This is a genomic window from Actinokineospora xionganensis (assembly GCF_014323725.1).
In the GTDB taxonomy this organism is placed as follows: Bacteria; Actinomycetota; Actinomycetes; order Mycobacteriales; family Pseudonocardiaceae; genus Actinokineospora; species Actinokineospora xionganensis.
Map to the genome: position 1 here is coordinate 48,642 of NZ_JABVED010000018.1, position 26,236 is coordinate 74,877.

General features: G+C 70.8%; 32 protein-coding genes. 18 read left to right on the plus strand and 14 right to left on the minus strand.

Annotated features, from left to right (window positions below; translation table 11 throughout):
• The first annotated feature begins 12 nt into the window (after positions 1-12).
• Positions 13-594 carry a GNAT family N-acetyltransferase gene (locus tag GPZ80_RS26015; protein WP_312880580.1) on the plus strand — a complete coding sequence of 194 codons (582 nt, stop codon included), beginning with the start codon at positions 13-15 and terminating at the stop codon, positions 592-594.
• 52 nt (positions 595-646) lie between these two features.
• The gene (locus tag GPZ80_RS26020; RefSeq protein WP_187223724.1) at positions 647-1,336 is read left to right on the plus strand and encodes a hypothetical protein; all 690 of its coding nucleotides are present in this window, start codon (positions 647-649) and stop codon (positions 1,334-1,336) included.
• On the opposite strand, the gene sigJ is transcribed toward GPZ80_RS26020, so the two are convergent.
• Positions 1,329-2,195, minus strand: a complete 867-nt coding sequence (sigJ, locus tag GPZ80_RS26025) for an RNA polymerase sigma factor SigJ (protein WP_187223725.1) — start codon at positions 2,193-2,195, stop codon at positions 1,329-1,331. The two genes, GPZ80_RS26020 and sigJ, sit on opposite strands and share 8 nt — an antisense overlap.
• Entirely contained in the window at positions 2,192-2,647 is a 456-nt protein-coding gene (locus tag GPZ80_RS26030; RefSeq protein WP_187223726.1) for a carboxymuconolactone decarboxylase family protein, read from the minus strand. Before GPZ80_RS26030 ends, sigJ begins: the two co-directional genes overlap by 4 nt.
• 207 nt (positions 2,648-2,854) lie before the next feature.
• On the opposite strand from GPZ80_RS26030, the gene GPZ80_RS26035 reads away from it, so the two are divergent.
• From GPZ80_RS26035 to GPZ80_RS26075, 9 genes are all read left to right on the plus strand, one after another.
• Positions 2,855-3,832 carry a helix-turn-helix transcriptional regulator gene (locus GPZ80_RS26035; protein WP_187223727.1) on the plus strand — a complete coding sequence of 326 codons (978 nt, stop codon included), beginning with the start codon at positions 2,855-2,857 and terminating at the stop codon, positions 3,830-3,832.
• The gene (locus tag GPZ80_RS26040) at positions 3,829-4,803 is read left to right on the plus strand and encodes a helix-turn-helix transcriptional regulator (RefSeq protein WP_187223728.1); all 975 of its coding nucleotides are present in this window, start codon (positions 3,829-3,831) and stop codon (positions 4,801-4,803) included. The genes GPZ80_RS26035 and GPZ80_RS26040 overlap by 4 nt, the downstream gene beginning before the upstream one ends.
• A gap of 51 nt (positions 4,804-4,854) precedes the next feature.
• The gene (locus GPZ80_RS26045) at positions 4,855-5,109 is read left to right on the plus strand and encodes a bacteriophage holin (RefSeq protein ID WP_187223729.1); all 255 of its coding nucleotides are present in this window, start codon (positions 4,855-4,857) and stop codon (positions 5,107-5,109) included.
• On the plus strand, positions 5,100-5,405 hold the full coding sequence (gene tatA, locus GPZ80_RS26050) for a Sec-independent protein translocase subunit TatA (protein ID WP_187223730.1): 306 nt from the start codon (positions 5,100-5,102) through the stop codon (positions 5,403-5,405). The genes GPZ80_RS26045 and tatA overlap by 10 nt, the downstream gene beginning before the upstream one ends.
• Before the next feature lie 20 nt (positions 5,406-5,425).
• On the plus strand, positions 5,426-6,385 hold the full coding sequence (tatC, locus tag GPZ80_RS26055; RefSeq protein ID WP_376771720.1) for a twin-arginine translocase subunit TatC: 960 nt from the start codon (positions 5,426-5,428) through the stop codon (positions 6,383-6,385).
• A gap of 34 nt (positions 6,386-6,419) precedes the next feature.
• Positions 6,420-7,304 (plus strand): diacylglycerol/lipid kinase family protein, encoded by an 885-nt coding sequence (locus GPZ80_RS26060; RefSeq protein WP_187223731.1) that lies wholly within the window; start codon positions 6,420-6,422, stop codon positions 7,302-7,304.
• Between the two features lie 65 nt (positions 7,305-7,369).
• On the plus strand, positions 7,370-10,147 hold the full coding sequence (locus GPZ80_RS26065; RefSeq protein ID WP_187223732.1) for a DEAD/DEAH box helicase: 2,778 nt from the start codon (positions 7,370-7,372) through the stop codon (positions 10,145-10,147).
• Positions 10,148-10,457: 310 nt separating this feature from the next.
• Positions 10,458-11,141, plus strand: a complete 684-nt coding sequence (locus GPZ80_RS26070; protein ID WP_187223733.1) for a DUF4333 domain-containing protein — start codon at positions 10,458-10,460, stop codon at positions 11,139-11,141.
• 131 nt (positions 11,142-11,272) lie between these two features.
• Positions 11,273-11,935, plus strand: coding sequence for a class I SAM-dependent DNA methyltransferase (locus GPZ80_RS26075; RefSeq protein ID WP_222719875.1), 663 nt, complete (start codon positions 11,273-11,275; stop codon positions 11,933-11,935).
• Between the two features lie 85 nt (positions 11,936-12,020).
• On the opposite strand, the gene GPZ80_RS26080 is transcribed toward GPZ80_RS26075, so the two are convergent.
• Positions 12,021-12,953, minus strand: a complete 933-nt coding sequence (locus GPZ80_RS26080; protein WP_187223735.1) for a 5'-3' exonuclease — start codon at positions 12,951-12,953, stop codon at positions 12,021-12,023.
• A 74-nt stretch (positions 12,954-13,027) separates the two neighbouring features.
• On the opposite strand from GPZ80_RS26080, the gene GPZ80_RS26085 reads away from it, so the two are divergent.
• The 4 genes from GPZ80_RS26085 to GPZ80_RS26100 are packed head-to-tail and all read left to right on the plus strand — an operon-like array spanning position 13,028 to position 16,446.
• Positions 13,028-13,594 carry an ArsR/SmtB family transcription factor gene (locus GPZ80_RS26085; protein WP_187223736.1) on the plus strand — a complete coding sequence of 189 codons (567 nt, stop codon included), beginning with the start codon at positions 13,028-13,030 and terminating at the stop codon, positions 13,592-13,594.
• Entirely contained in the window at positions 13,591-14,835 is a 1,245-nt protein-coding gene (locus GPZ80_RS26090) for an MFS transporter (protein ID WP_187223737.1), read from the plus strand. Before GPZ80_RS26085 ends, GPZ80_RS26090 begins: the two co-directional genes overlap by 4 nt.
• Before the next feature lie 25 nt (positions 14,836-14,860).
• Complete coding sequence (locus tag GPZ80_RS26095; RefSeq protein ID WP_187223738.1) at positions 14,861-15,991, plus strand: M24 family metallopeptidase; 1,131 nt, start codon at positions 14,861-14,863, stop codon at positions 15,989-15,991.
• Positions 15,988-16,446, plus strand: a complete 459-nt coding sequence (locus GPZ80_RS26100) for an Lrp/AsnC family transcriptional regulator (RefSeq protein ID WP_091369930.1) — start codon at positions 15,988-15,990, stop codon at positions 16,444-16,446. Before GPZ80_RS26095 ends, GPZ80_RS26100 begins: the two co-directional genes overlap by 4 nt.
• Here the strand turns inward: GPZ80_RS26100 and GPZ80_RS26105 are convergent.
• From GPZ80_RS26105 to GPZ80_RS26120, 4 genes are read right to left on the minus strand one after another with little or no spacing between them, the layout of a single operon-like run.
• Positions 16,432-16,887, minus strand: coding sequence for a GNAT family N-acetyltransferase (locus tag GPZ80_RS26105; protein WP_222719876.1), 456 nt, complete (start codon positions 16,885-16,887; stop codon positions 16,432-16,434). The two genes, GPZ80_RS26100 and GPZ80_RS26105, sit on opposite strands and share 15 nt — an antisense overlap.
• Before the next feature lie 25 nt (positions 16,888-16,912).
• The gene (locus GPZ80_RS26110) at positions 16,913-17,320 is read right to left on the minus strand and encodes a hypothetical protein (RefSeq protein ID WP_187223740.1); all 408 of its coding nucleotides are present in this window, start codon (positions 17,318-17,320) and stop codon (positions 16,913-16,915) included.
• Complete coding sequence (locus tag GPZ80_RS26115; protein WP_187223741.1) at positions 17,317-17,820, minus strand: hypothetical protein; 504 nt, start codon at positions 17,818-17,820, stop codon at positions 17,317-17,319. Before GPZ80_RS26115 ends, GPZ80_RS26110 begins: the two co-directional genes overlap by 4 nt.
• A gap of 35 nt (positions 17,821-17,855) precedes the next feature.
• On the minus strand, positions 17,856-18,905 hold the full coding sequence (locus GPZ80_RS26120; protein ID WP_187223742.1) for a GDSL-type esterase/lipase family protein: 1,050 nt from the start codon (positions 18,903-18,905) through the stop codon (positions 17,856-17,858).
• A 63-nt stretch (positions 18,906-18,968) separates the two neighbouring features.
• On the opposite strand from GPZ80_RS26120, the gene GPZ80_RS26125 reads away from it, so the two are divergent.
• Positions 18,969-19,589 carry a DJ-1/PfpI family protein gene (locus tag GPZ80_RS26125; protein WP_187223743.1) on the plus strand — a complete coding sequence of 207 codons (621 nt, stop codon included), beginning with the start codon at positions 18,969-18,971 and terminating at the stop codon, positions 19,587-19,589.
• The gene (locus tag GPZ80_RS26130) at positions 19,586-20,050 is read left to right on the plus strand and encodes a MarR family winged helix-turn-helix transcriptional regulator (RefSeq protein ID WP_312880581.1); all 465 of its coding nucleotides are present in this window, start codon (positions 19,586-19,588) and stop codon (positions 20,048-20,050) included. The genes GPZ80_RS26125 and GPZ80_RS26130 overlap by 4 nt, the downstream gene beginning before the upstream one ends.
• Positions 20,051-20,098: 48 nt before the next feature.
• Here GPZ80_RS26130 and GPZ80_RS26135 read toward each other — a convergent pair whose 3' ends face one another.
• Complete coding sequence (locus GPZ80_RS26135; protein ID WP_187223744.1) at positions 20,099-20,998, minus strand: alcohol dehydrogenase catalytic domain-containing protein; 900 nt, start codon at positions 20,996-20,998, stop codon at positions 20,099-20,101.
• 108 nt (positions 20,999-21,106) lie between these two features.
• On the opposite strand from GPZ80_RS26135, the gene GPZ80_RS26140 reads away from it, so the two are divergent.
• On the plus strand, positions 21,107-21,514 hold the full coding sequence (locus GPZ80_RS26140; protein ID WP_187223745.1) for a winged helix-turn-helix transcriptional regulator: 408 nt from the start codon (positions 21,107-21,109) through the stop codon (positions 21,512-21,514).
• A 6-nt stretch (positions 21,515-21,520) separates the two neighbouring features.
• Here the strand turns inward: GPZ80_RS26140 and GPZ80_RS26145 are convergent, their stop codons facing one another.
• From GPZ80_RS26145 to GPZ80_RS26170, 6 genes are all read right to left on the minus strand, one after another.
• Positions 21,521-22,510 (minus strand): Get4 family protein, encoded by a 990-nt coding sequence (locus GPZ80_RS26145; protein ID WP_187223746.1) that lies wholly within the window; start codon positions 22,508-22,510, stop codon positions 21,521-21,523.
• Positions 22,511-22,538: 28 nt separating this feature from the next.
• A complete protein-coding gene (locus GPZ80_RS26150; RefSeq protein ID WP_187223747.1) occupies positions 22,539-23,501 on the minus strand; it encodes a hypothetical protein in 963 nt (320 codons plus the stop codon).
• A gap of 39 nt (positions 23,502-23,540) precedes the next feature.
• On the minus strand, positions 23,541-23,717 hold the full coding sequence (locus GPZ80_RS26155; RefSeq protein ID WP_187223748.1) for a hypothetical protein: 177 nt from the start codon (positions 23,715-23,717) through the stop codon (positions 23,541-23,543).
• 132 nt (positions 23,718-23,849) lie between these two features.
• Entirely contained in the window at positions 23,850-23,993 is a 144-nt protein-coding gene (locus GPZ80_RS26160) for a hypothetical protein (protein WP_187223749.1), read from the minus strand.
• Positions 23,994-24,089: 96 nt separating this feature from the next.
• The gene (locus GPZ80_RS26165) at positions 24,090-25,523 is read right to left on the minus strand and encodes a S28 family serine protease (RefSeq protein WP_312880583.1); all 1,434 of its coding nucleotides are present in this window, start codon (positions 25,521-25,523) and stop codon (positions 24,090-24,092) included.
• A 132-nt stretch (positions 25,524-25,655) separates the two neighbouring features.
• Complete coding sequence (locus GPZ80_RS26170; protein WP_187223750.1) at positions 25,656-26,153, minus strand: hypothetical protein; 498 nt, start codon at positions 26,151-26,153, stop codon at positions 25,656-25,658.
• Positions 26,154-26,236 lie beyond the last annotated feature (83 nt).

The following is a 26,236-nucleotide window of genomic DNA, read 5'->3' on the forward strand; positions in this document are numbered from 1 at the left end:
GAGGGGCGGATCGTGCCGGACGATTTCGGCATGATCCGCCCCTCGCCCATGCTCACCGGCGACGTCGTAGTCCTGCGCCGCCTGCGACCGGACGAGGTCGAGGCCCTCGTGCGCGTGGTGGAGGAGGCAGTACCCCACCTGCGGCCTTGGATGGCTTGGGCGGCGGGTGAGTTCGACCCCGACTCCGTGCGCGAGCACGTCGCCGAGACCGAGGCGAAGTGGGAGGCGGGCACCGAGTTCACCTACGCGATCACCGTCGGCGGCAAGATCGCCGGTCGGATCGGCCTGATGTCGCGCGTCGGCGAGGGCGGCCTGGAGATCGGCTACTGGCTGCACCCGGCCCACGTCGGCATCGGCGCCGCGACCGAGTCGACGTCCCTGCTGGTCAAGGCGGCGTTCGAGCTTCCGGGAATCGAGTTCGTCGACATCGTCCACGACACGGCCAACGTCCGTAGCGAGGCCATCCCGCGCAAGCTGGGGTTCACGGAGATCTCCCGCACGTCGCCGCCCCAGGAGCCGATCACGTCGGGCGAGGACGGGGTGGACGTCCGGTGGCGGCTCACCCGGGACGAATTTCACCAAAACGCGCCATGACCAGCCGCTGAATCCGTAGCGTTGATCGTATGGGGATAGGCGGTGAGCCCAGATGACGTTCTGGCGACCACGCAAACCCGCCCTGCCGCCCGGGCCCGTGGTGGCGGACCTGGCCGCGCAGCGGGACCAGGCGCGGCTGGTCTTCATGCAGCACGAATACAACTCGATCCGCTCCGAGCTGGTCGCCGCCGTGACGACCCAGCAGGCGGTGATGAACTACGGGCTGGCCGCGATCGCGGTGATCTACACCGGGCTGCTGACGAGTTGGTCGAACATCGCGCTGCGCACCGGGATCCTGGGTCTCGCGCCGCTGGTCCTGGTCTTCATCTGGTTCGTCTGGTGGGGCGAGGTGCAGCGCCTCGGCCGCGCCAGATGGTTCCTCTGGGACCTGGAGAAGAAGATCAACGCGCAGCTGGGTACACCCGACGCCGTGGCGGGTGAGTCGGACCTGCCTGCGGCGGACGTGCTGCACTGGGAGAGCTGGGTGCGCGGCCGCAACCGCTGGAAGCGGAACCTGCATTCCCGACCCGCCTACCACCTGGCCACCGGACTGTTGTGTGGCACGGGTCTGGGGACCACGGTGCTGTCGGTCGTCCTGGCCGCGACGGCGTCACCGATGTCCGCTGGTCTGCGCCTGCTCGCGTTCGGCGGCACGGCGGGGTTCGTCCTGCTGTGCGGCTACGCGCTGTTCTCGTTCCGACGTAACCCGCTGTTCCGCGACAACGGTGGGGCCATCACCTGAGAGCTCGGCGGATCTTGTCCGGGTTGCTCACCATCTGCACCCCGGTGACCAGGCCGTCGGCGGTCTCCAGGGAGATCACCTGGCGGTACTCGCCGAGGATCAGCACCATCGCCGCCAGCCCGTTGACCTCGATGACCGTCAGGTCGATCTCGTCGTACTTGGCCAGCACTCCCGTGAGGAAACGTGCGACCCGGTCGGCGTCGCGCACCGGGCGCAGCGCGGCGCGGGACCTGCCGCCGCCGTCGGTCCACAGCGTCACGTCCTGGGCGAAGAGCTCCTGCAGCGCGTCCCGGTCGCCGGTGCGGGCGGCCTCGACGAACCGGTCGACCAACTCGCGGTGGCTGCCCGGGTCGGCGGCGAACCGCTCGCGGTCGGCGGTGAGCCGCGCGCCCGCGCGCCGGTGCAGTTGCCGCGCGTTCGCGGCGGTGAGGTGCAGGACCTCGCCGATCTCCTCGTAGGGCAGCTCGAAGGCCTCCCGCAGCACGAACACGGCGCGTTCCGGCGCCGAGAGGCGCTCCATCAGCCGCAGCGTCGCCAGCGACAGCGTGTCGCGCTGCTGGGCGGTGTCCGCCGGACCAAGTTCCTCGCGGTCGGTGCGGACCGGCTCGGGCAGCCAGGGGCCGACGTAGGTCTCGCGCTTGCGGTGCGCCAGCCGCATCCGGTCGATCGCGAGCCGGGACACGATGGTCACCAGGAGTCGCCGGGGGTTCTCGACCGTCTCGTGATCGACTCCCGCCCACCGGATCCACGCGTCCTGGACGACGTCCTCGGCGTCGGCGAACGAGCCGAGCATGCGGTAGCCGATGCCGAGCAGCACCGGCCGATGCTGCTCGAATCCTGTGTCGAGCGAAGTGGTCACACGTGTCCCGTCAGTCGGGCTGGAACCGGCGTCTTGCGGGTGCTCGCCGCGATCCGGTTGAAGGCGTTGATCATGACGATGGCCATCACGAGATCCGCCACCCCCTTCTCCGACCAGATCGCCCGCGCGTCGTCCCACACCTCGTCGGAGACGCCATCCTGGCCGATGAGCGTCACGGCGTCGGTCAACGCCAGCGCGGCCCGCTCCACTTCGCTGAAGAACGGCGACTCCTTCCACACCGACACCGCGAACAACCGCTGCACCGACTCGCCCGCCTTGAGGGCGTCCCGGGTGTGCATGTCGACGCAGTAGGCGCAGCCGTTGACCACCGAGGCCCGCAGCATGATCAGGTTGAGCAGTGGGGTCTCGATGTTCGCCTGGCTGTAGAGGAACAGGTCGACCACCTTGCGGTGAGCCTCGGGCGCGACCTTCTCCAACTGGATGCGCTGCATGGGCAGTCCTTTCTCGGTGTTCTCGCCGCGAAGACGGCACAGCCCTCCTGCGGTGTGACCGTCCGAGCCCGCTTGTGATCCAGTTCACTGGGGCTGCTGAGGGAGCAGAGGACCCTGGGCGTTCGGGGGAGTGGTAGCAGAGCCGATCGCACGGGTGTTCGGTGTGTTGGGTGAACCCGCTGGCCGTGGGCGCGTTATGGTGCGCGGGTGTCTGTTGCACGCGCCGAACGACTGGTCAACCTGGTGCTGTGCCTGCTCTCGACCCGCCAGTACCTCAGCGCCGAGCGGATCCGGGGGATCGTCCCCGGCTACGCCGACGCGCCTTCCGACGACGCGTTCTTCCGCACTTTCGAGCGGGACAAGACGGAGTTGCGAGACCTGGGGATCCCGCTGGAGGTGGGCCGGAACTCGGTGTTCGACACTGTGGACGGCTACCGGATCGCGCGGCGGGACTACGAGCTGGGCGAGATCGACCTGGAGCCCGACGAGGCCGCCGCCGTGGCGCTCGCCGTGCGGCTCTGGGACTCCCCCGAGCTGACGGGGGCGGCCCACGGCGCCCTGCTCAAGCTGCGCGCCGCCGGGGTCGACGTCGACCAGGCCGCGCCCGCGATCGTCGAGTCGAAGGTGCGCACCTCCGAGCCCGCGTTCACCCCGCTGCTGGCGGCGGTGCGGGCCGGGCAGGTCGTGTCCTTCGACTACCGCAGGCCCTCGCCAGCCGAGTTGCGCGAGCGGACGCTCGAACCCTGGGGCGTCGTCTCGTGGCGGGGCCGCTGGTACGTCGTCGGCCATGACCGCGACCGCGACGCGCCCCGCTGCTTCCGCCTCTCCCGGATCGTCGGCGAGGTGCGCAAGATCGGTAAGGCCGGGCAGGTCCGCAGGCCCGAGAACGTCGATCTCATGCAGTTCGTCGCCACCACCGGCGGCGAGGTCTCCTCGGTGTCGACCGTGCGGGTCTGGGCGGCCTCCGGTCGCGCCGCCGGTGTGCGCCGACGGGCGAAGGTCGTGGGGGAGCGGGACATCCGCGGGACAGCCGGGGACATCCTCGAACTCGAGCTGCGCTGGCCGGACACGGCCGCCGGGTGGCTCGCCGGGTACGGCGCCGACGTCCTCGTGCTCGAACCCGAAGTGCTGGCCAAGTCGGTGCGGGAGCGCTTGGTCGCTGTCGCCGAGGGGGACGTGCTGTGACGGCTTCGCAAGACCGGCTGCCGCGGCTGCTGGCGCTGGTGCCGTATCTGATCGCGCGCCCGGGCATCCCGATCGACGAGGCCGCCGCCGACTTCGACGTGACGCCTAAGCAGCTGCGCAAAGACCTCGAACTCCTCTGGATGTGCGGGCTGCCCGGCTACGGGCCCGGCGACCTGATCGACATCTCGTTCGACGAGGACACGGTCACCGTCACCTTCGACGCGGGCATGAGCAGGCCGCTGCGCCTCACCGGCGCCGAGGCGACGGCGCTGCTCGTGGCCCTGCGCGCGCTCGCCGACACCCCGGGCGTGGCCGACGCGGACGCGATCCGGCGGACCGTCGCGAAGATCGAGATGGCCGCAGGCCAGGCGCAGCCCGCAGGGGTCGCGGTCGGCCTCGGCGTGCGGGAAGCCGCGGAGACGGTCAAGGTCCGCGAGACCGTCCAGTCCGCTCTCAAGGCGGGCCACGCGCTGCGCATGACGTACTACACGGCCTCCAAGGACGAGATCTCCGAGCGCACCGTCGACCCGATGCGGGTGCTGATCGTCGAGGGTCGCGGCTACCTGGAGGCCTGGTGCAGGCGGGCCGAGGCGGTTCGGCTGTTCCGGCTCGACCGCATCGACGAGGTCGAGGTCCTCGACGAGCCCGCCGCCCCGCCGCCCTACGCGCGGCCGACGGACGTCTCGACCGGTCTGTTCCGCCCGGCCCCCGACCAGTCGGTCGCGCGCCTGGTGCTGGAACCGGACGCGCGCTGGGTGTCTGAGTACTACCCGGTGGAGGACATCGAGGAACTCGACGGCGGCAGGCTGCGGGTCACGATGCGCTACGCCGACACGTCGTGGATGGTGCGGCTGCTCCTCGGACTGGGTGGCGAGGTCAAGGTCGAGCGCCCGGCGGAACTGGCCCAGGAACTGCGCGCGCGGGCCGTGGCGGCCCTGCGGCTGATGGATCATCACCTGGCGGACACCTGATGGCCGGCTGTTGTGCGCCGTCGCCGATTCGCCACCCGGTAGGGTTGGCCCGTGCCGTACTTGCCTAGTGCGGCGCTGGCTCTGCTGGGGCTGGCGCTGTTGGGGTTCTTTCTGGTCCGCGTTGTCCGTGGGCTGGGTCGGGTGCGGACCGTTATCGGAACCGCCAAGTCGACGTTCGACGACGGGTCGGGCCTGCTGAGGGCCCGTTCGGCTGCCTTGCGCGTCGCTTTGGCCGATCGGAAGCGGTCCGCCGGGCGCGTAGCATCTACAGGGCGAAGTGAGACAGGAGGACGGCCGTGCCGCTAGGACCGTGGGAAATCCTCATCATCGCTGTGGTGATCATTCTGCTGTTCGGTGCGAAGAAGATGCCAGCGATGGCACGCTCGCTCGGACAGTCGATGCGCATCATCAAGGCGGAGACCAAGGGCATGCGCGCTGACGAGAAGGAAGCCGAGTCGACGGCTGCCGCAGACGTGAAGCCGGAGCCGCAGCAGCAGCTGCCCGCCGCCACGCCTCAGCAGACTCCCGAGCAGCTCCAGAAGCAGATCGATGAACTGCAGAGCAAGCTCGACAAGAGCCAGCCGCACAAGAACGCGAGCTGAGAGGATCGGTTCGCACGGTGGTGCGTGATACGCCCCGCCGGGAGGGAAGCCGTCGCGAGAAGCGGAAGATCCGCAACCGTCGGCACAACCCCGACGGCACCATGTCCCTGAAGGACCACCTCTACGACCTGCGCAACCGGCTCGGTCTCGGCCTGTTGTTCATCGTGGTCGGCGGCATCTTCGGCTTCATCTGGTGGGATGTCCACCTCGGTCCCATCCCGTCGCTGAGCAAAATCCTGCTCCAGCCGTACTGCGCGCTGCCCGCGGACGCCCGGTTCTCGCCCAACGGACAGTGCCAGCTGTTCCAGCGCCAGCCCTTCGAGGGCTTCATGGTGCGGTTCAAGGTCGGCATCGCGGCGGGCATGGTCGTCTCGGCGCCGCTGTGGCTCTACCAGCTGTGGGCGTTCATCACCCCGGGCCTCTACGCGAAGGAACGCCGGTTCGCGTTCACCTTCGTGATCTTCGCGTCGATCCTGTTCGCCGCGGGCGCGGTGCTCGCCTTCGTCGTCATCCCGCAGGGCTTGGACGTGCTCGTCGGGTTCGGCGGAACCGCGTTCATCACCGCGTTGGACGCCGGGTCGTACATCTCGTTCGTCCTGGTGATGCTGCTGATCTTCGGCGTGAGCTTCGAGCTGCCGCTGCTGATCGTCATGCTCAACCAGGTCGGGATGCTGCCGTACGCGAACCTGAGGCGCTGGCGGCGGGGCATCGTGTTCGGGCTGTTCGTCTTCGCGGCGTTCGCGACGCCGGGCACCGACCCGATCTCGATGGTGGTGCTGGCCGCGGCGATGTGGCTGCTGTTCGAACTCGCCGTGCAGATCACCCGGATCCACGACAGGCGCGCGGCGAAGCGCGAAGCCGCCGACCTGACGGCGAACCTGAGCGACGACGAGGCAACGCCGATGAACTACGCTCCCGAGCCGGTCGAGCCGAGCGCGCCGGTGGCGAAGCTGGGCAAGGACTTCGACGACGTGACCTGACCACCCGGGCCAGGTTTTGGGCGCGGGAGAACACGTGGGCATTCGGGCGGCGCTGGCGGTTCATCCTGCTTCCGGACATGGTGCGGCGGGCCGGGCTTGCAGCGCGGTCGCGGAGAAGCTCCGCTCGGTGGTCGACCACCTGACGATGGTCGAGGCGAACTCGGTGGCGGAGTCCCGCGCGCTGATGGTCCGGGCCCGTGACGCCGGTCTGGACCTGCTCGTCGTCCTGGGCGGCGACGGGTCCGCGCACCAGGGTGTCCAGTTCTGCGCCGAGCACGACGTGCCGCTGGCGGTGGTGCCCGCGGGAACCGGCAACGACCTCGTGCGCGCCCTCGGATTCCCGATGGAGTCCCTTTCCGCGGCCGACGCGCTGGTCGAGGCGATCGGCGCGGGCAGGCGCAGGCGGATCGACCTCGGGCGGGTCGGCGACGAGTGGTTCGCCAGCGTCCTGTGCGCCGGGTTCGACTCGGCGGTCAACGAGCGGGTCAACCGGATGCGGTGGCCGCACGGGCCGCGCCGCTACGACTTGGCGATCCTGGCCGAACTGGCGGCGCTGCGGCCCAAGCCGCTGGTGCTCGACACCGAGGATGGCCGCGTCGAGCTGGAAGCGACGCTGGTGGCGGTGGGCAACACGGCGTACTACGGCGGCGGGATCCCGGTGTGCCCCGACGCCGACCCGGCGGACGGGCTGCTGGACGTGACCATCGTGGGGAAGGCCTCGCGCCTCGACCTCATCCGGATCCTGCCTAGCCTGCGCACCGGCAAGCACGTGGCGCACCCGGCGGTGCGCATCCTGCGCGCGCGCCGCGTTTCCGTCGGCGGAGACAACGGCTGGGTCGCGTATGCCGACGGTGAGCGCATTGGTCCGCTGCCGCGGGCCGTCGAGTGCGTGCCCGGCGCCCTGGAGATCGTCGGCTGAGTGCCCGCGGCGTGCCCTGTGGATAACGGGCGACGCCTGTCGGTGGGATGTGAAAGCCTTGCGTTGTGTCCGCAAGCTCATCCCGCACCCCAGCCGAGGCGTTCGCCGCCTCCCGGCGTCGCGCGCGCAGCCCGAAACTGGCTGAGTTCGCCGCCGAGCTGTCCTTCGAACTCGACCCGTTCCAGACCGACGCGTGTGCCGCGTTGGAGGAGGGCCACGGTGTCCTGCTGTGCGCCCCCACGGGCGCGGGCAAGACGGTGGTCGGCGAGTTCGCGGTCCATCTGGCCCTGTCCGAGGGCCGCAAATGCTTCTACACCACGCCGATCAAGGCGCTGTCGAACCAGAAGTTCGCCGACCTGACCGCCCGCTACGGGCCGAAGTCGGTCGGTCTGCTGACCGGCGACACGTCGGTGAACGGCAACGCGCCGGTGGTCGTGATGACCACCGAGGTGCTGCGCAACATGCTCTATGCGCGGTCCGGGGCGTTGGAGGGGCTCGGCTATGTGGTGATGGACGAGGTCCACTACCTGGCCGACAGGTTCCGCGGGGCGGTGTGGGAGGAAGTGATCCTGCACCTGCCCGAATGGGTGAACTTGGTGTCGCTGTCGGCCACGGTGTCCAACGCCGAGGAGTTCGGCGAGTGGCTCGTGGCGGTGCGCGGCGACACAGCCGTCGTCGTCGACGAGCACCGCCCGGTGCCGCTGTGGCAGCACATGCTGGTCGGCAACCGGATGCTCGACCTGTTCGCGGGCACCGAGCCCAGCGGCGTCGAACTGCGGATCAACCCCGAACTGGTGCGCCGAGCCGATGAGATCGGCCGCTTCCACACGCCATGGCGCGGGCCGCGCGCGCGTGGCGGTCGCGGTTCGGGCGGCAACGGGGGGCCAAGGTTCAAGCCGCCGTCCAGGGTCGAGGTCGTCGAGCGGCTGGACTCGCAAGGTCTGCTGCCCGCGATCGTGTTCGTGTTCAGCCGCGCGGGCTGCGAGGCGGCCGTGTCGCAGTGCGTGCGGTCGGGGCTGCGGCTCAACTCCGAGGACGAGATCGCCGAGGTGCGGCGGATCGTCGACTCGAAGACCCGTGACCTGCCCGACGCCGACCTGACGGTGCTCGGGTTCTGGGAGTGGAAAGAGGCGTTGGAGCGCGGTTTCGCCGGGCACCACGCGGGCATGCTGCCCGCGTTCAAGGAGACCGTGGAGGAACTGTTCCTGCGCGGCCTGGTCAAGGCGGTCTTCGCGACCGAGACGCTGGCGCTGGGCATCAACATGCCCGCCCGCACGGTGGTGCTGGAGAAGCTGGTCAAGTACAACGGCGAGGCGCATGTCGAGCTGACCCCGGGCGAGTACACGCAGCTCACCGGCCGCGCGGGCCGCCGCGGGATCGACATCGAGGGCCACGCGGTCGTCGTGTGGCAGCCGGGTCTCGACCCGAAGCAGGTGGCAGGCCTCGCCTCCACCCGGACGTACCCACTGAAGTCGTCGTTCCGCCCGGGCTACAACATGGCGGTCAACCTGGTCGACCGGATGGGCGCGGTGCAGGCCCGCGAGATCCTCGAGCAGTCGTTCGCCCAGTTCCAGGCCGACCGGTCGGTGGTGGGCCTGTCGCGGCGAGTCGAGCGCAACCGCGATGCCCTGGCCGGGTATGCCGCGTCGATGACGTGCCACCTGGGCGATTTCACCCAGTACGCGGCGCTGCGCAAGCAGATCTCCGACCGGGAGAAGGCCCTGTCGCGGCAGAACAGCGCGGCCCGCCGGAACGAGGCGGCGCACTCGCTGGAGCAGCTGCGCAAGGGCGATGTGATCGCGGTGCCCGCGGGTCGCCGGTCGGGGCTGGCGATCGTGATCGATCCAGGTCTCGACTCGATGGGTGAGCCCCGGCCGCTGGTCGTGACCGAGGACAGGTGGGCGGGCAGGCTGTCGGTGTCGGACTTCCCGAACCCCGTGACGGTGCTCGGCCGGGTCCGGCTGCCCAAGCAGGTCGATGTGCGCTCCCCGCGATCGCGCCGCGACCTGGCCTCGACCCTGCGCGCCGCCGGGATCGAGTTGCCCCCGAGGGCCCGACGTCGCACCGGAGTCGACGACGACGCCGACCTGGCGGCGGCACGCCGCGCGCTGCGCGCCCACCCCTGCCACGGCTGCGACGACCGGGAGAACCACGCCCGCTGGGCCGAGCGGTACCAGAGGTTGCTTTCCGAGACCGAGCAGGTGGAACGCAAGGTCGCGGCGACCACCCACTCCCTGGCCCGGGCCTTCGACCGGATCCGCGGCCTCCTGGTGGACCGCGGCTACCTGGCGCCTGGAACCGGTGAGAAGCAGGGCGAACAGGTGGTGACCGAACACGGCAAGCGCCTGGCCCGCCTCTACAGCGAGTCGGACCTGCTGGCCGCGGAATGCCTGCGCCACGGCGTGTGGGACAGGCTGAACCCGGCCGAACTGGCGGCCGTGGTGTCGTCGCTGGTCTTCGAGGCCCGCCGCGACGGCCCGATCGAGGCCCGAGTGCCCGGCGGCGCCGTCGAGGACGCTTTGAAGGCGACGGCCCAACTGTGGGCGGAGCTGGAGGGCGACGAACGCCACCACCGGCTGGAGAAGACCCGCCAACCCGACCCGGGCTTCGCCTGGACGGTGTATCGCTGGGTCCGGGGCGAATCGCTGGAGAAGGTCATCACGGCCGCGGACTCGGCGGGCCAGGAACTCTCCGCGGGCGACTTCGTCCGCTGGTGCCGCCAGGTGATCGACCTACTGGACCAAGTCCGCGACGTGATGGGCGAAGGCGACCCGGTGGGCGCGACGGCCCGCGAAGCAGTGAAGGCAATCCGCCGAGGCGTCGTGGCTCTGGCGACTGTTTGACGCGAGTGGCCGTGTTGGGCGAGGTGACAGGGGCGCCGACGTGCTCGAAGGTGGCCGGAGCTTCTGACGCAGGGGCCGGGCCTCGAACGTGAGAGGGCCGACAGAGCCACCCTCTTCGGCACCCGGCAACGAGAACCCGTCCACCATCCGTCGGTCAGGTCATGGTGTGATCATGGCTTCGGTGATTGCGGTGTGGTGAACACGCCGTCGGCCAGGCTGGGGTTGACTGGCGGGCTGTGGTTGGATCGCGCCAGAGGTGTTCGATGTTCGGGCATTGGGCGCGTGACCTCGATTCAGGCGGAGGCGAGACATGAGCAGCCCTTACGGGCCGTCCGGTGGGAATGATCCGCAGCAGTGGGGGCAGCCGCAGCAGCCCTACAGTGGTGGTCCGACACCACCCGGGACTCCCTCTGGCGGGTTCCCCGCACAGGGCGGTGGGTACCCGCAGCAGCAGCCTTACGGGCAGCAGCCATACGGCCAGCCCGGCGGTGAACAGCAGCCGTACGGCGCGCCAGGTGGCGAGCAGCAGCAGGCCTATGGCCAGCAGCCGCAGCCGACGCAGCAGTACCCGATGGGTGGGTATCCCCAGCAACAGCAGCAGCAGCCCTACGGGCAGCAGCAGCCGGGTGGTTACCCGCCGCCCGGTGGCTACCCCGGTGCGCCTAAGAAGAAGAGCAGCACGGGGCTGTGGATCGTCGTGGTCCTTGTCGTGCTCGCGGCGGGCGCGTTCGCGGTGACGGGCTTCTTCAAGCCCGGCTTCCTCGTCACCAAGGTCTTCGACCAGGCCGCCATGCAGGAGGGCGTGAAGTCGATCCTGACCGACAAGTACAACATCGACAAGGTCGAGTCGGTGAGCTGCCCGGAGGGCAAGGCGGTCAAGAAGGACAGCCAGTTCACCTGTGAGGCCACCATCGCCGGTGAGAAGCGCACGGTGAACATCACCGTCCGCAACGAGAACGGCGAGTACGAGGTCGCTCCACCGAGCGACAAGTAGTCCCCGGATTTTCGCTCTCGGGCGCGTGACCGCAAGCCGGTCACGCGCCCGAGCTGTTTCCGGGTTGCCTGGCGGGCGTCACTGATCTCTGCTCCGGTCGCGCGGCGGCGGCGGCCCACGAGATCACGATCATGAATATCGTGTCGATCGTGACCACGGACGACTGGTTGGCCGACACCCGAACCTCTTACGACACGGTCGCGGTCAGCTATACCGACCAAATGCGCGACGCCATCGCCGGTGACCTATACCTGCGCGCCGCTCTGGCGTTGTTCGCCGATCGGGTGCGGGCCGCAGGCGACGGGCCGGTGGCGGACGTCGGCTGCGGCCCCGGACACGTCACCGCCCACCTGCGCGGACTTGGTGTCGACGCCTTCGGCATCGATCTCTCCCCAGGGATGATCGACGTGGCCCGACGCGAGTACCCCGGCTTGCGGTTCGAGGTGGGCTCGATGACGGACCTGCACCTCGGTGACGCCTCGGTGGCAGGCGTGCTCGCCTGGTGGTCGTTGATCCACCTCCCCGACGACGAGGTGCCGACAGTCTTCGCGCACTTCCACCGAGTGTTGCGTCCAGGCGGACCGCTGCAGCTCGGGTTTCACGTCGGGGACGTGTCGCGGTTGAAGACCGAGGGTTATGGTGGCCACCCGATGAAGGTCCATGTCCACCGCCGTCAACCGGACAAGGTGGCATCCTGGCTGCGCGACGCCGGGTTTGAGGTCGAGGCCCACTGGCTGCTCGACCCGGATGAGCGAGTTCGGCAAGCGATCCTTTTCGCCCGCCGCCATCCTTGACGCCACGCCTGACCAGTCGGCCAGGCACTGGGAGAGCGGGTCCGCACGCTCGACCGGCTGCCGTCGTGGTCGCCGGTCGTCGCGGTCAGCGGGATCCGGTGATCGCGGCGATCAGTCGGTCGACGGGGGCGCCGAGATCCCAGCGCTCCTGTAGTTCCCGAACTCGTTCCAGATCGGCGATTTCCGTCGGCATCTTCTGTTCGCCGCGGATGTCGAGTGGGGCGTCGGTGGCGACGGCGACGACCTTTGGGGCGGCGGCGAGATACTTGGCGTCGGCGACGAAGGCCGTTCGCACCCGCGGGGGGACGTCGCTGGAGGGGTCGGCGGCCGCGGCCACCAGGGCGGCGAGCGAGCCGAACTTGGTGATCAGCTTCGCCGCCGTCTTCTCGCCGATACCCGCGATGCCGGGCAGGCCGTCGGACGGGTCGCCGCGCAGGACGGCCATGTCGGCGTAGGCGTCGCCGCGTGGGGGCAGGCCGTAGCGCTGGGCGAGTTCGAGCGGACCGAGGACCTCGGCCTTCGACCAGCCGCGGCCCACGTAGATCACCCGGGTGGGAGTGGGCTCGTCGCGGACGCACTGGAACAGGTCGCGGTCGCCCGTGATGATCTCCACCGGTGCGTCGGTCTCGCGGTCGGCGAGGGTGCCGATGACGTCGTCGGCCTCATAGCCGATCGCCTGGGCCATGCACAGGCCCATCGCGTCGAGCAGCTCGATGATGATCGGAACCTGCGGGGTGAGGGTGTCCGGGACCTCCTCGATGTTGTTGACCGGGTCGGCCACCCGCTGCGCCTTGTAGCTGGGGATGGCCGCGACCCGGAAGGCCGGACGCCAATCTGCGTCGAGACACGCCACCAGCCGCGCCGGGCGGCGTTCGGTGATGATCTGGGCGACCATCCCGGCGAAGCCGCGCACCGCGTTGACGGGAACGCCGTCGGGGGAGGTCATCGACTCGGGGAGGGCGTAGAAGGACCGGAAGTACAGCCCTGCCGAGTCCAACAGCACGAGGGGTCCGCTCACGAGGGCCAAGCCTGCCACAAAACGATCGCAGAGACTTCTTTGCAAAGAATCCTCTGCAATCTATGATCGGGGACATGGGGCAGCCGACTTATCACCACATGAACGTCGAGGGCCTGAAGGTCCTCGCCCACCCGATGCGCGTCCGCCTCCTGGGGCTGCTGCGCACCCACGGCCCGGCGACGGCCTCCGGACTGGCGCAGCGGCTGGGGGAGAGCTCCGGGACGACCAGCTGGCACCTGCGGCAACTCGCCGACGCCGGGTTCATCGAGGAGGACACCGAGCGCGGAAACCGCCGCGAACGCTGGTGGCGGGCCGCGCAGGACCACACCGAGTTGCGGGAGCGTTCCCTGCCCGAGGACGACCCGGAGGTGCGGGACGCCCTCGTGGCGTACATGAGCAACATCCTGGACGGGTACCGCGACCGCGCCGTCGGGTTCGTCCGGTCCCGGCACACCTGGGACGAGCCGTGGCGGCACACCTCGTCGATGTCGGACTGGCTGCTGCCGATGGGCGCCGAGGAGGCACAGCGGTTCTTGGCCGAGATCGAGACGGTGGTGGAGCGCTACCGCCGTCCGGCGGCCGAGGGCGACCAGGCGTTCGCCGTGCAGTTCCAGGCCTTCCCGATCGAGGCCGAGCAGTGAGCCGGTCCCCGGTCGTCGCGCTGCTCGCGGCCAACGCGCTGTCGGTGTGCGGCACGACGATGACGTTCCTGGCCGTGCCGTGGTTCGTCCTGCAGACCACCGGCAGCCCGGCCCGCACCGGCCTGGTCGTCGGCGTCGAGGTGGCGGGCGCGGTCGTCGCCGCGCTGGCGGGCGGGCCGGTGATCGACCGGCTCGGCAGGCGGCGCAGCAGCGTCGTCTCCGACCTGGCGGCGGCGGTCGTCGTGGCCCTGATCCCGCTGCTGTTCGCCACCGCGGGACTGCCATTCGCGCTCCTGCTGGCCTTGGCGGGCCTGCTCGGTCTCACCAGGACGCCGGGGGAGACAGCCCGCTGGTCGATGATGGCGTCGTTGATCACGCTGTCGGGCGCGGGCGCCACCCGCGTGCTGAGCGCCTACGACGGGGTCAGCCGGGGCGCGAAGATGGTCGGCGCGCCGCTGGCGGGCGTGCTGATCGCCGTCCTCGGACCGCAGCGGGTGCTCTACGTCGACGCGGTCACGTTCCTCGTCTCCGCGGTGCTGATCCGGCTCGCCGTGCCCGACGTGGGCGCCGGCGAGGCGGTTGAGGGCAGCTACTTCGGGCGGCTGCGGCGTGGGTTCGCATACCTGCGCGGAGACCGGCTGATGGTGGCGATCCTGCTGATGGTCATGGTGACGAACATGTTGGACATGGCCGCGTCGGCGGTGCTGATTCCCGTCTACGCCAACGATGTCCTGCACAGCAGTGTCGCTTTGGGACTGATCTCCGGGGTGTTCGGCGGCGCGGCGATGGTGGGGACCGCGCTGTACGCGTGGGTCGGGGCGCGGCTGCCGCGGCGGATCACCTACACCGTGGCGTTCCTCGTCGTGGGCGGCCCGCGGTTCCTGGTGATGGCGGCCGACCCCGGCCTGACGGTGATCCTGCTGGTGATGGGTGCCGCCGGCGTGCTGTGCGGCGCGATCAACCCGATCCTCGGCGTGGTCCAGTTCGCGCGCGTCCCCGACGACGTGCGCCCGATGGTCACCGGCGTGACCACGGCCGCCGTGTTGTTCGGCGGCCCCGTGGGCGCGGTCGTCGCGGGGGTGGCGGTCGAGGCGGCCGGGCTGGGGCCGACCCTGGTCGCGGTGGGTGTGGCCTACCTGGCGGTGACGGTGTGCCCGGCGGTGTTCCCGGTGTGGCGGGAAATGGACGCGCGGCCGGTACCCGCGCCCGGCCCGGTGCCGGTCTCCGCGGCGACCCCGTAGGCCACACAGGACTAGGCTGCAGATCATGTCGACCACCGCCCTCTCCCTTGACCCCGCGCTCTTGCGGGCCCGTCTCGACAAGGCCCGCGCGGCCGCGGCCGCAGTCGGCGTCGACGCCTTGGTGATCGCGCCGGGCACGGACCTGGCCTACCTGCTCGGCGCCACCGGGTCGTCGTTCGAGCGGCTGAGCTGCCTTGTCGTGACCCCGGGCGAGGCCGTGCTGGTGGTGCCGAAACTGGAGGCCCCCGGCTACGCCGACGCGCCTGCCGACGCCCTCGGCGTGCGGGTCGCGACCTGGGTCGACGGGGAAGACCCGTACGCGCTGGTCGCCGGGCTCCTCGGCGACGCCGGGCAGGTCGCCGTCGGTGACGTGCTGCCCGCGCTGCACGTGCTGGCGCTGCGCGACGCCCTCCCGGGCGCGCGGCAGGTGCTGGCCGGGCCGGTCGTCGGCGAGTTGCGGATGCGCAAGGACGCCGCAGAGGTCGACGCGCTGCGCAAAGCGGGCGCGGCGATCGACCGGGTGCACGCCCGGATGGGCGAGTGGCTGCGCGCGGGCCGCACCGAGCGCGAGGTGGGCGCGGACATCGCCGCCGCCATCATCGAAGAGGGGCATGTGGCGGCCGAGTTCGTCATCGTCGGGTCCGGCCCCAACGGCGCCAGCCCGCACCACGACCTGTCCGACCGGGTGATCGAGGCCGGTGACGTCGTCGTGGTCGACATCGGCGGTCCGATCGCCGAGGGCTACAACTCCGACAGCACCCGCACCTACGCGGTCGGCGAGCCGCGGGATGCCGATGTGCGCGAGACGTACGCGGTCCTGCAGCGGGCGCAGCGGGCCGCAGTGGAGTTCATCCGGCCGGGCGTGACCGCCGAGCAGGTCGACGCCGTGTGCCGCGAGATCATCGCCGGGGCCGGGTTCGGGGAGTTCTTCATCCACCGCACCGGCCATGGCATCGGCCTCGACGTGCACGAGCACCCGTACATCGTCGCGGGGAATCCGCTGGTGCTGGAGGAAGGCATGGCGTTCAGCGTCGAGCCGGGCATCTACCAGCCGGGCCGCTGGGGCGCGCGGATCGAGGACATCGTGGTCGTCACCGCCGACGGCGTCGAGCCGGTCAACACCCGCCCGCACGACCTGGTGGTGCTTCCCGCATGAGTGCTGAGAACGTGTTGGAACCGATCGACAAGGCCATCGTCCGCGAGTTGTCCGCCGACGGGCGGTGCAGCTTCACCGACCTCGCCGAGCGGGTCGGGCTCAGTGTGTCCGCGGTGCACCAGCGGGTCCGCAGGCTGGAGCAGCGCGCGGTGATCCGCGGCTACTCGGCGCGGCTGGACGCCGAGGCGATCGGGCTGCCACTGACCGCGTTGATCTCGCTGACACCGATCGACCCGGCCGCCCCCGACGACTACCCGCAGCGACTCGTGCACATCAGCGAGATCGAGTCGTGCTACTCGGTCGCGGGCGACCACTCCTACGTGCTCCTCGTGCGGGTCGCCTCGCCCGCGGGGCTCGAGGAGCTGCTGCGCAAGATCCGTGAGGCGGCGAAGGTGTCGACCCGCACGACGGTGGTGCTGTCCACCCCGTACGAGGGCCGCTCACCCGCGCTGTAGCCGGAAAGTGGCGATCTCAAGGCCCGGCGCGGGTTCGGCGGTGCCGGTGCGGAGGAACCCGGCGCGCTGGTAGAGCGATACCGCTGGTGTGTTCTCGGCTCCGGTGGAGACGGTGACGTCGCCTTCGGTGCGGTCGAGCAGCGCGCGCAACAGGGTCGTCGCCAGGCCGCGGCGGAACCAGGACGGGTCCACACACAGCCGGTCGATGTCGATGGTGTCGGTGCCGTCCTGCCGCCATGCGACGAAGGCGACCGGAACGCCATCGGCCCGGCAGCCCAGCCAGCGCAGTGGTTGCGCGCGCATGTCCGCAAGGGACTCGTGCAGCGGCGGGATGCCGTCGAACCCGATCAGGTCGGCTTCGACCCGGTAGGAGCGCAGGCCGACGGCGTGCACGGCGGTCGCGGTGGCGTCGTCGGCGAGGTCGAGTTCTTCGGGGATCACCGGTGAGTTGTACACCGGTGCCCGCTCAGCCGCCGAACTCTTTCTGCCTGTGCTCGAACTCCGCCCACACCTCGGGCGGCAGCAGGCGGAGGGCGGCGTCGTGCGCGGCGCGCGGCAGGGATTGCCGGGCGGCTGCCAGGCGGGCCGTGTCGTAGGTTTCGCCGTCTGCGGTGACCGTGACCCGGCTGGTCGGACCGCCGATGCCCGCGACGCCGCGGTCTCCGGTGTCGAAGGCACCCGCGTCGCGCAGGTCGCGGTAGAGGGCCGCGCGGGCGTCGGCGGTCAGGGGGACCGTGCGGGTCCACAGTGGGGTGGCCGGGTCGTTGCGGGGACGCCAGGACATGGTCGCGTCTGCGGCGGTGAACGTCAGCGTCCACTCGTTCCGCGGTGCCGGAGGCATGCCGCTGTCGTAGGCGATGGCGCGCGCGATCACGAGCCCGCACCCCAGTGCTTTTGCCGCTGCTCGAACTCGTCCCACACCGTGGCGGGCAGCAGGTTCACGGAGGCGTCGTGGATGGCTTCGAGGAGGTCGTGGTTGTCGCGGTTCGTGCCCAGGTGCGGGGACCCGTAGGTCTCGCCGTCGGCAATGACGCTGAGGGACCCGGTTGATCCGCCGACGCCGCCGTCGCGGTTCGTCGAGGTGGCCTGGAGGGCGCCCGCGTCGCGCAGGGTCCGGTAGAACGTGGCGCGGGCCTCGGCGGTGATCGGGGTTGTCGTGGTCCACGGGGGTGTCTTGTCGTCATAGCCGGGCCGCCAGGCCACGGTGGCGTCGGTCGCGGTGAAGGTCAGCGTCCACTCGTAGTGGTATTTCGGTGGCACTGAGCCCTTTGTGTAGGTGAACGTGCCCGCGAAGTCCTCCGGCAGGTCCGACGGCGGTCCGCTTGAACAGCCTGCCGTCAGGACAAGGACCAGGGCGATCAGCAGCGCGCGCATGACCGTTGGACGCGGCGGGCCGTGGATGGTTCCGGTCAGGGGCCCAGGCTCGTGGCGGCGTGGAGGTCCCCGGTCGCGCCGGGCAGGCAGGCGGCGGCGCGGTCGGTGGTGGCCAGGAACTCCCCGAGGCACCGGCCGAACGCGGTGTGGCCCGCGGCGTTGGGGTGGAAGGACTCCTGCAGGGCGTGGGTGGAGCGGGCCTCGTCGCGCAGGTCGGCCCAGCGGACCGAGAGGCGGCTGAACCACTCCCGCGCGGGGTCGTCGCTGGAGCAGGCCTCGCGGCCGACGGCGGCGCGCGACAGGTCGAGGAAGCGCACCCCGGACTCGCGGGCGACGCGGCGCACGCCCTCGGTCATCAGCGGCACCGCGGTCTCGCGCACCCAGCGCAGGTCGTCCTCGCGGAACGGGCAGCCGTTGAGATTGCGCAGCGAGGCGAGCGCGTCCGGGCCGATCGGGGCGGCGTAGGACTGCAGGACGAGGTGGTAGTCGGTGGGCTGGTAGCCGGCGTCGCGCATGACTTCGCGGATGTCGTCGATGGCGGCCAGGACCTTGGGCACCATGGCGTCGACCCGGCGCGGCCATTCGTCGCGGTTGGCCTCGGCGCAGCCGGGTTTGCCCACGTCGAACCAGGCCTGGACGCAGGCGTCGAGCACCCGGGCGAAACCGGGGTCGTCGTTGGCCCCCACCGAGAGCAGGATCGCCACGACCCGCTTGCCCCGGGCGAGGATGCCCAGCCTGCGGGCTTGGGAGCCCTCGGTGTACTGCTGCGTGTCGCCCAGGCCGACCTGGGCCGAGGGGGCGCCGGAGCAGGCGAGGTTGATCGTCTCGGCGATCGCGCGCAGGCCGGTGTGGTGGATGGAGGCGTTGGCGGAGCGGTGGCACCAGTTGCCGTCGTCGCCGTCCGTGCCGCGTTCGTAGTCGCCCGCGGCCTCCCCGGAGATCGTGGAGTCGCCCATGGCGACGAGCACCCGGGGACCGGTCGGCGGAGCCGGGGCGGGGGGCGCGCCGCCGCCGACCATGACGAATCCGCCGATCAGCACCGCCACCAGGAGCAGGGCGGCCGCGGGCCATCGGAACCGTCGCATCACAGTCAAGCTTAGCCGCCGATCATCCTTGACAGTATCCTGTCAAAATGACAGGATACTGTCATGACCTCGGACATCCTTGTAGCTGTGTATTCGGGCCTGGCGGACTGGGAGATCGGTTATGTCACCGTCGGTCTCAACTCGCCGGCATTCCAGCGTGAGCCCGGGCGGTTCCGGGTGCGCACGATCGCGGAGACGGCCGCGCAGATCACCACCATGGGCGGGCTCACCGTGACGCCCGACCTCACCCTTGCCGACGCCGACCTCGACGGTGCGGCGCTGCTCTTGTTGCCAGGCGCGGATTCCTGGCTCGAAGGCGAGCACACGGCGTTCGCCCAGGCCGCGGCCCGCAGGCTCGACGCGGGCAGCCCGGTCGCCGCCATCTGCGGCGCCACCGTCGGACTCGCGGCGGCGGGCCTGCTCGACACCCGCGCGCACACCGGGAACGCGCCCCAGCAACTGGCGATGGCGGAGGCGTACCGGGGGGAGTCGCGGTTCCTGCCCGAGCGCGCTGTCGTCGACCAAGGGCTGATCACCGCGGGAGCGGCGAGCCCGCTGGAGTTCGCCAGGGAGATCTTCCGGGTGCTCGACGTCTACGAGCCCGACGTGCTGGAGGCGTGGTACCAGTTCAACGCGACCGGCGACCCCAAGTGGTTCTTCGCGCTGATGGAAGCCGTCGGGTGAGCGTCGAACCCCGCACCGCGGGCGGTGACGCGCTGACCGACATCATCGTGCGCACCTTCCACCTCAACGGCGCGTTCCTGCGGGCGGCGGAGCACATCTCCCGCCCGCAGGGCCTGACCCCGTCGTGGTGGCAGGTGCTCGGCGGCGTCCTCGACCAGCCCCGGTCGGTCGCCGACATCGCCCGCGAGATGGGCATGGCCCGGCAGAGCGTCCAGCGGACAGCGGACCTGTTGGTGGACAAGGGGCTCGCCGAGTACCTGCCGAACCCGGCCCACGCCCGGGCGAAACTGGTCCGCCCCAGCGAAGCGGGCTGGAAGGCGATCCGCGGCATGGCAACCGCGCAGCACGCCTTCACCAACCGTGTCGCCGCCCAGTTCACCGAGGCCGAACTGCGAACGACAGCGGAAGTGATGCGCAGGCTGGGATCGGCGCTGGCGGAGGACGAGTCCAACCAGGTGTGAGCCGGCTGACCACACCCGCCGTCGCGGGTGTGGTCCGCGGCGCCTGACTCAGTTCGCGATGAGCAGGAGACGGCCGCGGATGCCGCCTGCCGCCAGGGTCTTGTGCGCGAGGGCGGCCTGCTCGAGCGGCAGCGTCGTGTGGACGCGGGCGGGCAGGGTGCCCGCGACGGTCGCGGCGAGCGCCTTGGCCAGCGTCGGGCTGTCGGCGGTGACCATGACGGCCTCCGTGCGGACCCGGCCCGCGCCGTCGGGCACCGCGGGCGGGATGACGCCGACGTAGTGTCCGCCGTCGCGGGTGAGGGCGACCGCCGCGTCGGCCAGCACCGCCGCGTCCAGGACCGCGTCGTACGAGCCGGTCGGTTCGGTGATCAGGTCTGCCCCGGCGGCGGCGACGAACTCGGCGTCGGTCGAGCGGGCCAGGCCGGTCACCCGCCAACCCTGTTCGGCGGCGAACGCGACCGCGTAGCCGCCGACACCGCCTGCCGCGCCCGTGACCAGCAGTGTCCGGCCATCCGGTGCGCCAAGCAGGTGCACCGCCTGTGCCGCGGTCAGCGCGTTGAGCGGGACCGTGGCGGCGTCGGTCAGCGCCAGCCCGTCGGGAACCACGGCAGCCGCGTCCGCGGGCACGACGACCTCCTCGGCGTACGCGCCCAGAGCGCGGTCGACTCCCTCCGACAGCGCGGCGACCCGGTCGCCGACCGCGAACCCGGCGCCGGCGCCCACCGCGGTGACGGTGCCCGCGACATCCCAGCCCAGGCCCACGTGGTCGGGCTGGTCGATCCAGCCCAGCTCGTGGAAGGCGCCCGCGCGGGTCTGCAGGTCGACCGGGTTGACCCCGGCGGCGGCCACTCGGACGCGGATCTCGCCGGGACCGGGCTCGGGGGTGGCGATGTCGATGATCTCGATGGCGTCGGGGGACCCGGCTTCGGTGATCACGGCGGCTCGCATGGCAAATCTCCCTGTTTCGATGTTTCCGTACGAGGACTACCCTGCGGGAGGTAGCTCTCCATTGGGAAGTAGGCACCTGTAGGTGCGTAACTCACGAAGAGGTGTGCGATGCCGACCATGACCGCGGCGCAGCGGCGGGCCCTGGCCAAGGCCGAGTTCGACTCGTACCTGGCCACGTGCGCCAGCAGGCAGGTCCTCGACCGGCTCGCCGACAAGTGGGTCACGCTGGTGCTGTGCGCGTTGGGGGACAACGGTTCGCCGATGCGCTACTCCGAGATCGCCCGGCGGATCGCCGGGGTCAGCCAGAAGATGCTCACCCAGACCCTGCGCACCCTCGAACGCGACGGACTGATCACCCGCACCGTGACCCCGACCGTGCCCGTGACCGTCGACTACGCCCTGACCGGGCTCGGGAGCTCACTGCTGGAGATCGTCCGACAGCTCAAGCAGTGGTCCGACACCCACGTCCACCTGATCCTCGGCGCCCGCTCGGACTTCGACTCCCGCCGGAACTGACGCCGGTCACACCCCCGGCGGGACCCGCTCCGCGCGCAGGTGCCGCTTGAGTGCCTTGCGGTAGAGGGGTTCCCCTTCCACCATCGCCCACACCGGGGTCAGACGGGTGCCGATCGCGCGCAGGTGCGGCCGGGCCAGCTCGGTCTGCCCGGCCTGCGCGAACACCGCCGCGAACACGTTGTGGATCTCCAGGGCGAACGGGTGCCCGCCCGGTCCGCGCAGCCACCGCTCGGCGGCCCGCCCGACCTCGGCGACAGCCGGGCTGGTGCGCGCGAGGTGGTCGTACCGCGCGGAGAACGCGGCCTGCCGCTCCTTCCAGGTCGCGTCCTTGGCCACCCGGCCCAGCCGCCGCGCCACCTCCAGGTGCGCCGACGCGATCAGCGACAGCCTCGGGTCGCCCGAACGGGCCCGGTCCACGCAGCCGCGGGCGAAGGCGAGCATCTCGGACTGGTCCTCACGCGCCGCCAGCACCGCGAGCCGGTTGCGGTGCGCGGAGAACAGGGTGGGGCAGCGTCGCTGGGATTCCGCCCAGACCGAGTCGACCCGGCCGCGGTCGACCTCCAGCAGCGACCCGACGAGTTGCAGGTGGTCCACGGGCACCGCGTCCTTCGGCAGGGCCGCGGCCGCCTTGTTGAGCGGGGCCGCCGCCTTGCGCAGGTATGACAGTGCCACCGCGGCCCGACCGCGGGGCAGTTCGGCGGTCGGCACGTCGCCTGCGATCACCAGTGCCTCGCGGACGAAAATTGTGCCTGCCAACACAAGCAGGTCGGGGTTGTCGTTGTCCTCGGCCAACTCCAGGATGCCTCTGCCCCGCCCGACGAGCCGATCGGCCAGCACCGCCACCCGCAGCGACCGGACCTCGGGGCGGTCACGGCACTCCGCGAGGATGGTCGCCACCGGCCGCAGCCGTGACTCGGCCAGCTCCGCGATCGCGGCCGAGAGCGCGGCGTCGTGCCACGCCCGATCCCAGGTCACGGGCGGCTGCGCTGAGGGCATGGGGGAGGGGCGTCCTTTCGTCGGGCGGTCAGGAGTCTCGCAGGCGGGCGGCGGCCGTGCGGTACCGCTGCTCGCCGCCGATCCAGTCCCAGGCGGCGACGGACACATGGCCGTCCATCGCGCGCAGGTGCGGCGCCGCGTGCTCGTGGTCGCCCATCGCGACGAACACCGCCGCGAACATGTTGTGCGCCCACGTGGTGCGGGGCAGCGCGAGTGTCCCGGCGAGCAGTTTCTCCGACGCCGCCACGAGTTCGTCGCGCCACTTGGCGCAGAACCGGCCGACGTTGCCGACCCGCCGGTCGTGGTGCGCGGCGGTCTCGAACACCGCCGAGACCAGCACCGCGGCGACGGGGTGGCCGTTGGGGGCCATGGCGACGCGCTCGCGGGCGAAGGCGAGCATCTCGGACTCGTCGCCCTTGGCCCACTTCGGCGCCAGCGTCTGCACGCGGCTGTCGTTTGCCGACACCAGCAGCGGCGATCGTCTGTCCACTTCGGACCAGAGTTGGTCCTTGTGGGCGCGGTCGAACTCCAGCCCGCGGCTCACCGGGAACATCTCCGACCACGGCACCGGGTCGTCGGTGAGGAGATCGGCCGCGCGCCGCAGCGGGACGACCGCCTGTGTGAGGTGGGCGTGGAACACCCGGAACCGCTTGTCGCCCACGCTCGTGGACAGACCGGTGCCACGGATGGCCCACGCCTCCTTGGTGAAGATCGCGCCCGCCAGCAGGAACATGTCCGGGTCCCGGGACTGCACCCCGATGTCGAGGACCCGCTCCCCGAACCCGATGAGCCGCTCGGCGAGAACATCGACCCGGTGCGCGCGCAGCTCGGCGTCCGTGCGGCACTCGGCCAGAACCGTTCCGGCGGCCCGGACTCTGCCTTCGTCCGCCTCGGCAACCGCGGCGGCCAACGCCGCGTCGGGCCATCTCGGGGCACGCACGACCTTCGGCTCGGACCCGCCGACCCTGCCGACACGCAGCAACCACCCCATGCCCGCAAACCCTATCCAGTACGCCCGTGCCGCGGGTGTTCAGCTCCGGGACTTGCAGGCGATGGCTTCGACGAAATAGTCCGCGAGGACTGGGGCCAGCACTTTTGTCTTGATCATGTGGGTCTGTCCGGGCAGCGAACGGTGCTGTGCGCCGGGCACGGCGGCGGCGATCCGGCGCTGTACGTGGCGCGAACATTCCGGGCTCTTACGACCCATCGATCACCAAGGTCGGCACCCGCACGCACGCGTAGGTCCCGTCGAGTGGCGGCTGTCCGTTCTCCTGCGGCACGAGGCAGCGTGTGCGCACCGCCCGAGGACAACCTGCGGGCCAACGCCGTGACGGTCGGGTCAGTCTCCCGTGTACCGACAGTGGACGATCAGAGCGCCCTGCCTGGCCTCGGCGTACGCGCCGTTGGTCATCGTCACCCCGCCGCCCGTCAGCCGGACCCCGGTGCCGTCCTTGATGGCGAACGGGCCGCCCGCGTCGAGCATCGACCCGGCGTCGAACGGGCCGGGCGCGTTTCGACAAGGCCCGCGAACGAAAACGCGCCCCGGCGGAAGCCCGCCGGGGCGCGTCGTTCTCGTCAGCTAGAACGGGCGACGAATGTTGCGCGGCTCCGCGCGGTCGAGGTCGGTGACCTCGGGAACCGTGAGGTCGGCCGACTGCGACTGCACGGTCGGCGACGCCACCCCGGCCCACCGGCGCAGCGCCGCGGTCGCGGCGTCACGCTCCGCCGGGACCAGCGCGGCGATGTTCGCCCCGTGGTTGGCGCCCGGCGCGGTGTAGGTGAACGAGTCCCGGCCGCTGGGCACGAACGGCTCCGCGCCCCACGGGTCGTTCTGGCCGTAGACGAACAGCATCTCGCTCGACCGGGTTCGCACCCACGCGTCGATGTCGAGCATCGGCCGCGGGTCGTGCCGCTCCCGCAGGGCAGGCGGCAGGCTGGAGTTCGCCTGGTAGAGCCCCGGGTACTTGGTCAGGCCGTTGAGGTGGTCGAAGGTCAGCGACGGCCAGCCGAGCTGGGTCGCGGCCTGCCGGAAGTACGCCGCGTAGGGGAGGATCCCCTGGTCGGAGTAGAACGAGAAGCCGCTGACGTTGTCGATGAAGGTGTAGAGCTCATCGGTCGACGCCGTCGCCGCGGGCACCGTCGCGCAGTCCGCCTGCTTCGAGTACTGCCAGAACGCCCACGCGGTGTCGAGGACGACCATCTCGAAGGCCTTGTCGATGTCGCCGAAGACCTGGTCGAACGTCATGCCGTCGGCCGCCGCGTGCGCCTTGTACTTCTCCAGCATCTCGGAGCGCCTGGTCAGCGCCTCCCGCTGCACGCCGTCGAGCCGGGCGCGGCAGTCCGCGTCGGTGCCGACGGTGTCGAAGAACTTGTCGTACGCGCCGTCGAGCCGGTTCATCTTGTCGTTCGGCGCGACGTAGGCGACGACGCCGTCGACGTCACCGGGGTAGAAGCGGCGGTGGTAGACCGAGGTCATGCCGCCCTTGCTGGCGCCGGTGGAGATCCACTTCTGCGCGTAGACGGGGCTCAGGGCCTCGACGATGCGGTGGTGGTCGGTGGCGGCCTGCCAGATGTTCAGGTCGTCCCAGTCCGCGGGGTCCGGGCGGCTCGGGCTGAAGTACCGCTGCTCCACCGAGATCTGGTTGCCGTCGACGAGCCGCGTGGGCTCGGAGCGGAACGCGTTCGCCGGCATGTTGTAGCCGGTGGTGTGCAGGATCATCGGCCGGTCGGTGGCCTTGTGCAGCAACTGGAACCGCTGCTCGAACCGCTGGCCTGCGGGCTCGCGGTGGTCGACCGGCTGGTTGTAGGTGAGCTTGAAGAACCGGTACCCGGCGGGCGGGGTAGCGGATTCGGACACCACGGTCAGCCCGGGGATCGCCCGAAGCTGATCGGCGATGTCCGCGCTCCGCGCCACAGGCGCCGCGGTCACGGGGGAGACCCCGGTCGCGATCAGACCCATGGCCGCGGCGGCCACCAAAGTGGCCGCGAGCGTCCGACTTCTACGGATGAGCACGCCCTGATCTCCTTCTTGTCATCTCGCCGCATTATTCGGCGGGGGCAGGTTTGCGCGAGTCTTGCGCACTGTGCTGCTCAGCGAAAGAGCGCGGCAGGATCATCCGACGAATGACCCGGCCCGAGTTGCGGCTCAGATGGCGACGACGCTGTCGACCGTCCGCTGGTGGTACTCGCGCATCCTGGAGACAGGTTCGGCGGCGATGGCATCGCCAGTGACCTCCGTGGCCACGACCACGAAGCTCTTGGGGCCCGCGATGTACCGGGTCCACATCACCGCCTTCACGCCCTTGAGCGTGTACGAGGTCGTGAAGTCGTAAGCGGCGAACTTGCCCGCGTGCAGGGCGGGGGTGGCGTCGGAGATCACGACCCCGGTCGCGCCCTGAGAGGTGAGGGTGCCCTCCTTGGCCTTCACCACCGTCTCGAGTCTCTTCGGGGCGACCACGGTGTCGATGAACGCCACGGTGAGTTCCGCGACCGCTTCGTGGCTCAGCTTCACCGTGTACACCCGTTGCGGCGGGTCGTTGACCGATTTGTCGGGGGAGACGAATTCCGGCAGCGACACCGCGAAGCCGCTGGCCTCGTCGCGGATCAGCTTCCACGCCTCGGCGGGGATTGGCGGTGCGACCAATGGCGTCGTGGTGGCCACCTCAGTCGGCGACGACGTGACCGGTCTCGAGCTTGGCGCGGCGGGCGCCGCCGATGTCGTACAGG

Coding starts and splice junctions, on each gene's coding strand:
- GPZ80_RS26020 (WP_187223724.1), top strand. CDS start 647: ATGACGTTCTGGCGACCACGCAAACCCGCCCTGCCGCCCGGGCCCGTG.
- GPZ80_RS26030 (WP_187223726.1), bottom strand. CDS start 2,647: ATGCAGCGCATCCAGTTGGAGAAGGTCGCGCCCGAGGCTCACCGCAAG.
- GPZ80_RS26070 (WP_187223733.1), top strand. CDS start 10,458: ATGAGCAGCCCTTACGGGCCGTCCGGTGGGAATGATCCGCAGCAGTGG.
- GPZ80_RS26075 (WP_222719875.1), top strand. CDS start 11,273: ATGAATATCGTGTCGATCGTGACCACGGACGACTGGTTGGCCGACACC.
- GPZ80_RS26085 (WP_187223736.1), top strand. CDS start 13,028: ATGGGGCAGCCGACTTATCACCACATGAACGTCGAGGGCCTGAAGGTC.
- GPZ80_RS26095 (WP_187223738.1), top strand. CDS start 14,861: ATGTCGACCACCGCCCTCTCCCTTGACCCCGCGCTCTTGCGGGCCCGT.
- GPZ80_RS26100 (WP_091369930.1), top strand. CDS start 15,988: ATGAGTGCTGAGAACGTGTTGGAACCGATCGACAAGGCCATCGTCCGC.
- GPZ80_RS26115 (WP_187223741.1), bottom strand. CDS start 17,820: ATGCGCGCGCTGCTGATCGCCCTGGTCCTTGTCCTGACGGCAGGCTGT.
- GPZ80_RS26120 (WP_187223742.1), bottom strand. CDS start 18,905: ATGCGACGGTTCCGATGGCCCGCGGCCGCCCTGCTCCTGGTGGCGGTG.
- GPZ80_RS26125 (WP_187223743.1), top strand. CDS start 18,969: ATGACCTCGGACATCCTTGTAGCTGTGTATTCGGGCCTGGCGGACTGG.
- GPZ80_RS26135 (WP_187223744.1), bottom strand. CDS start 20,998: ATGCGAGCCGCCGTGATCACCGAAGCCGGGTCCCCCGACGCCATCGAG.
- GPZ80_RS26140 (WP_187223745.1), top strand. CDS start 21,107: ATGCCGACCATGACCGCGGCGCAGCGGCGGGCCCTGGCCAAGGCCGAG.
- GPZ80_RS26145 (WP_187223746.1), bottom strand. CDS start 22,510: ATGCCCTCAGCGCAGCCGCCCGTGACCTGGGATCGGGCGTGGCACGAC.
- GPZ80_RS26150 (WP_187223747.1), bottom strand. CDS start 23,501: ATGGGGTGGTTGCTGCGTGTCGGCAGGGTCGGCGGGTCCGAGCCGAAG.
- GPZ80_RS26155 (WP_187223748.1), bottom strand. CDS start 23,717: ATGGGTCGTAAGAGCCCGGAATGTTCGCGCCACGTACAGCGCCGGATC.
- GPZ80_RS26160 (WP_187223749.1), bottom strand. CDS start 23,993: ATGCTCGACGCGGGCGGCCCGTTCGCCATCAAGGACGGCACCGGGGTC.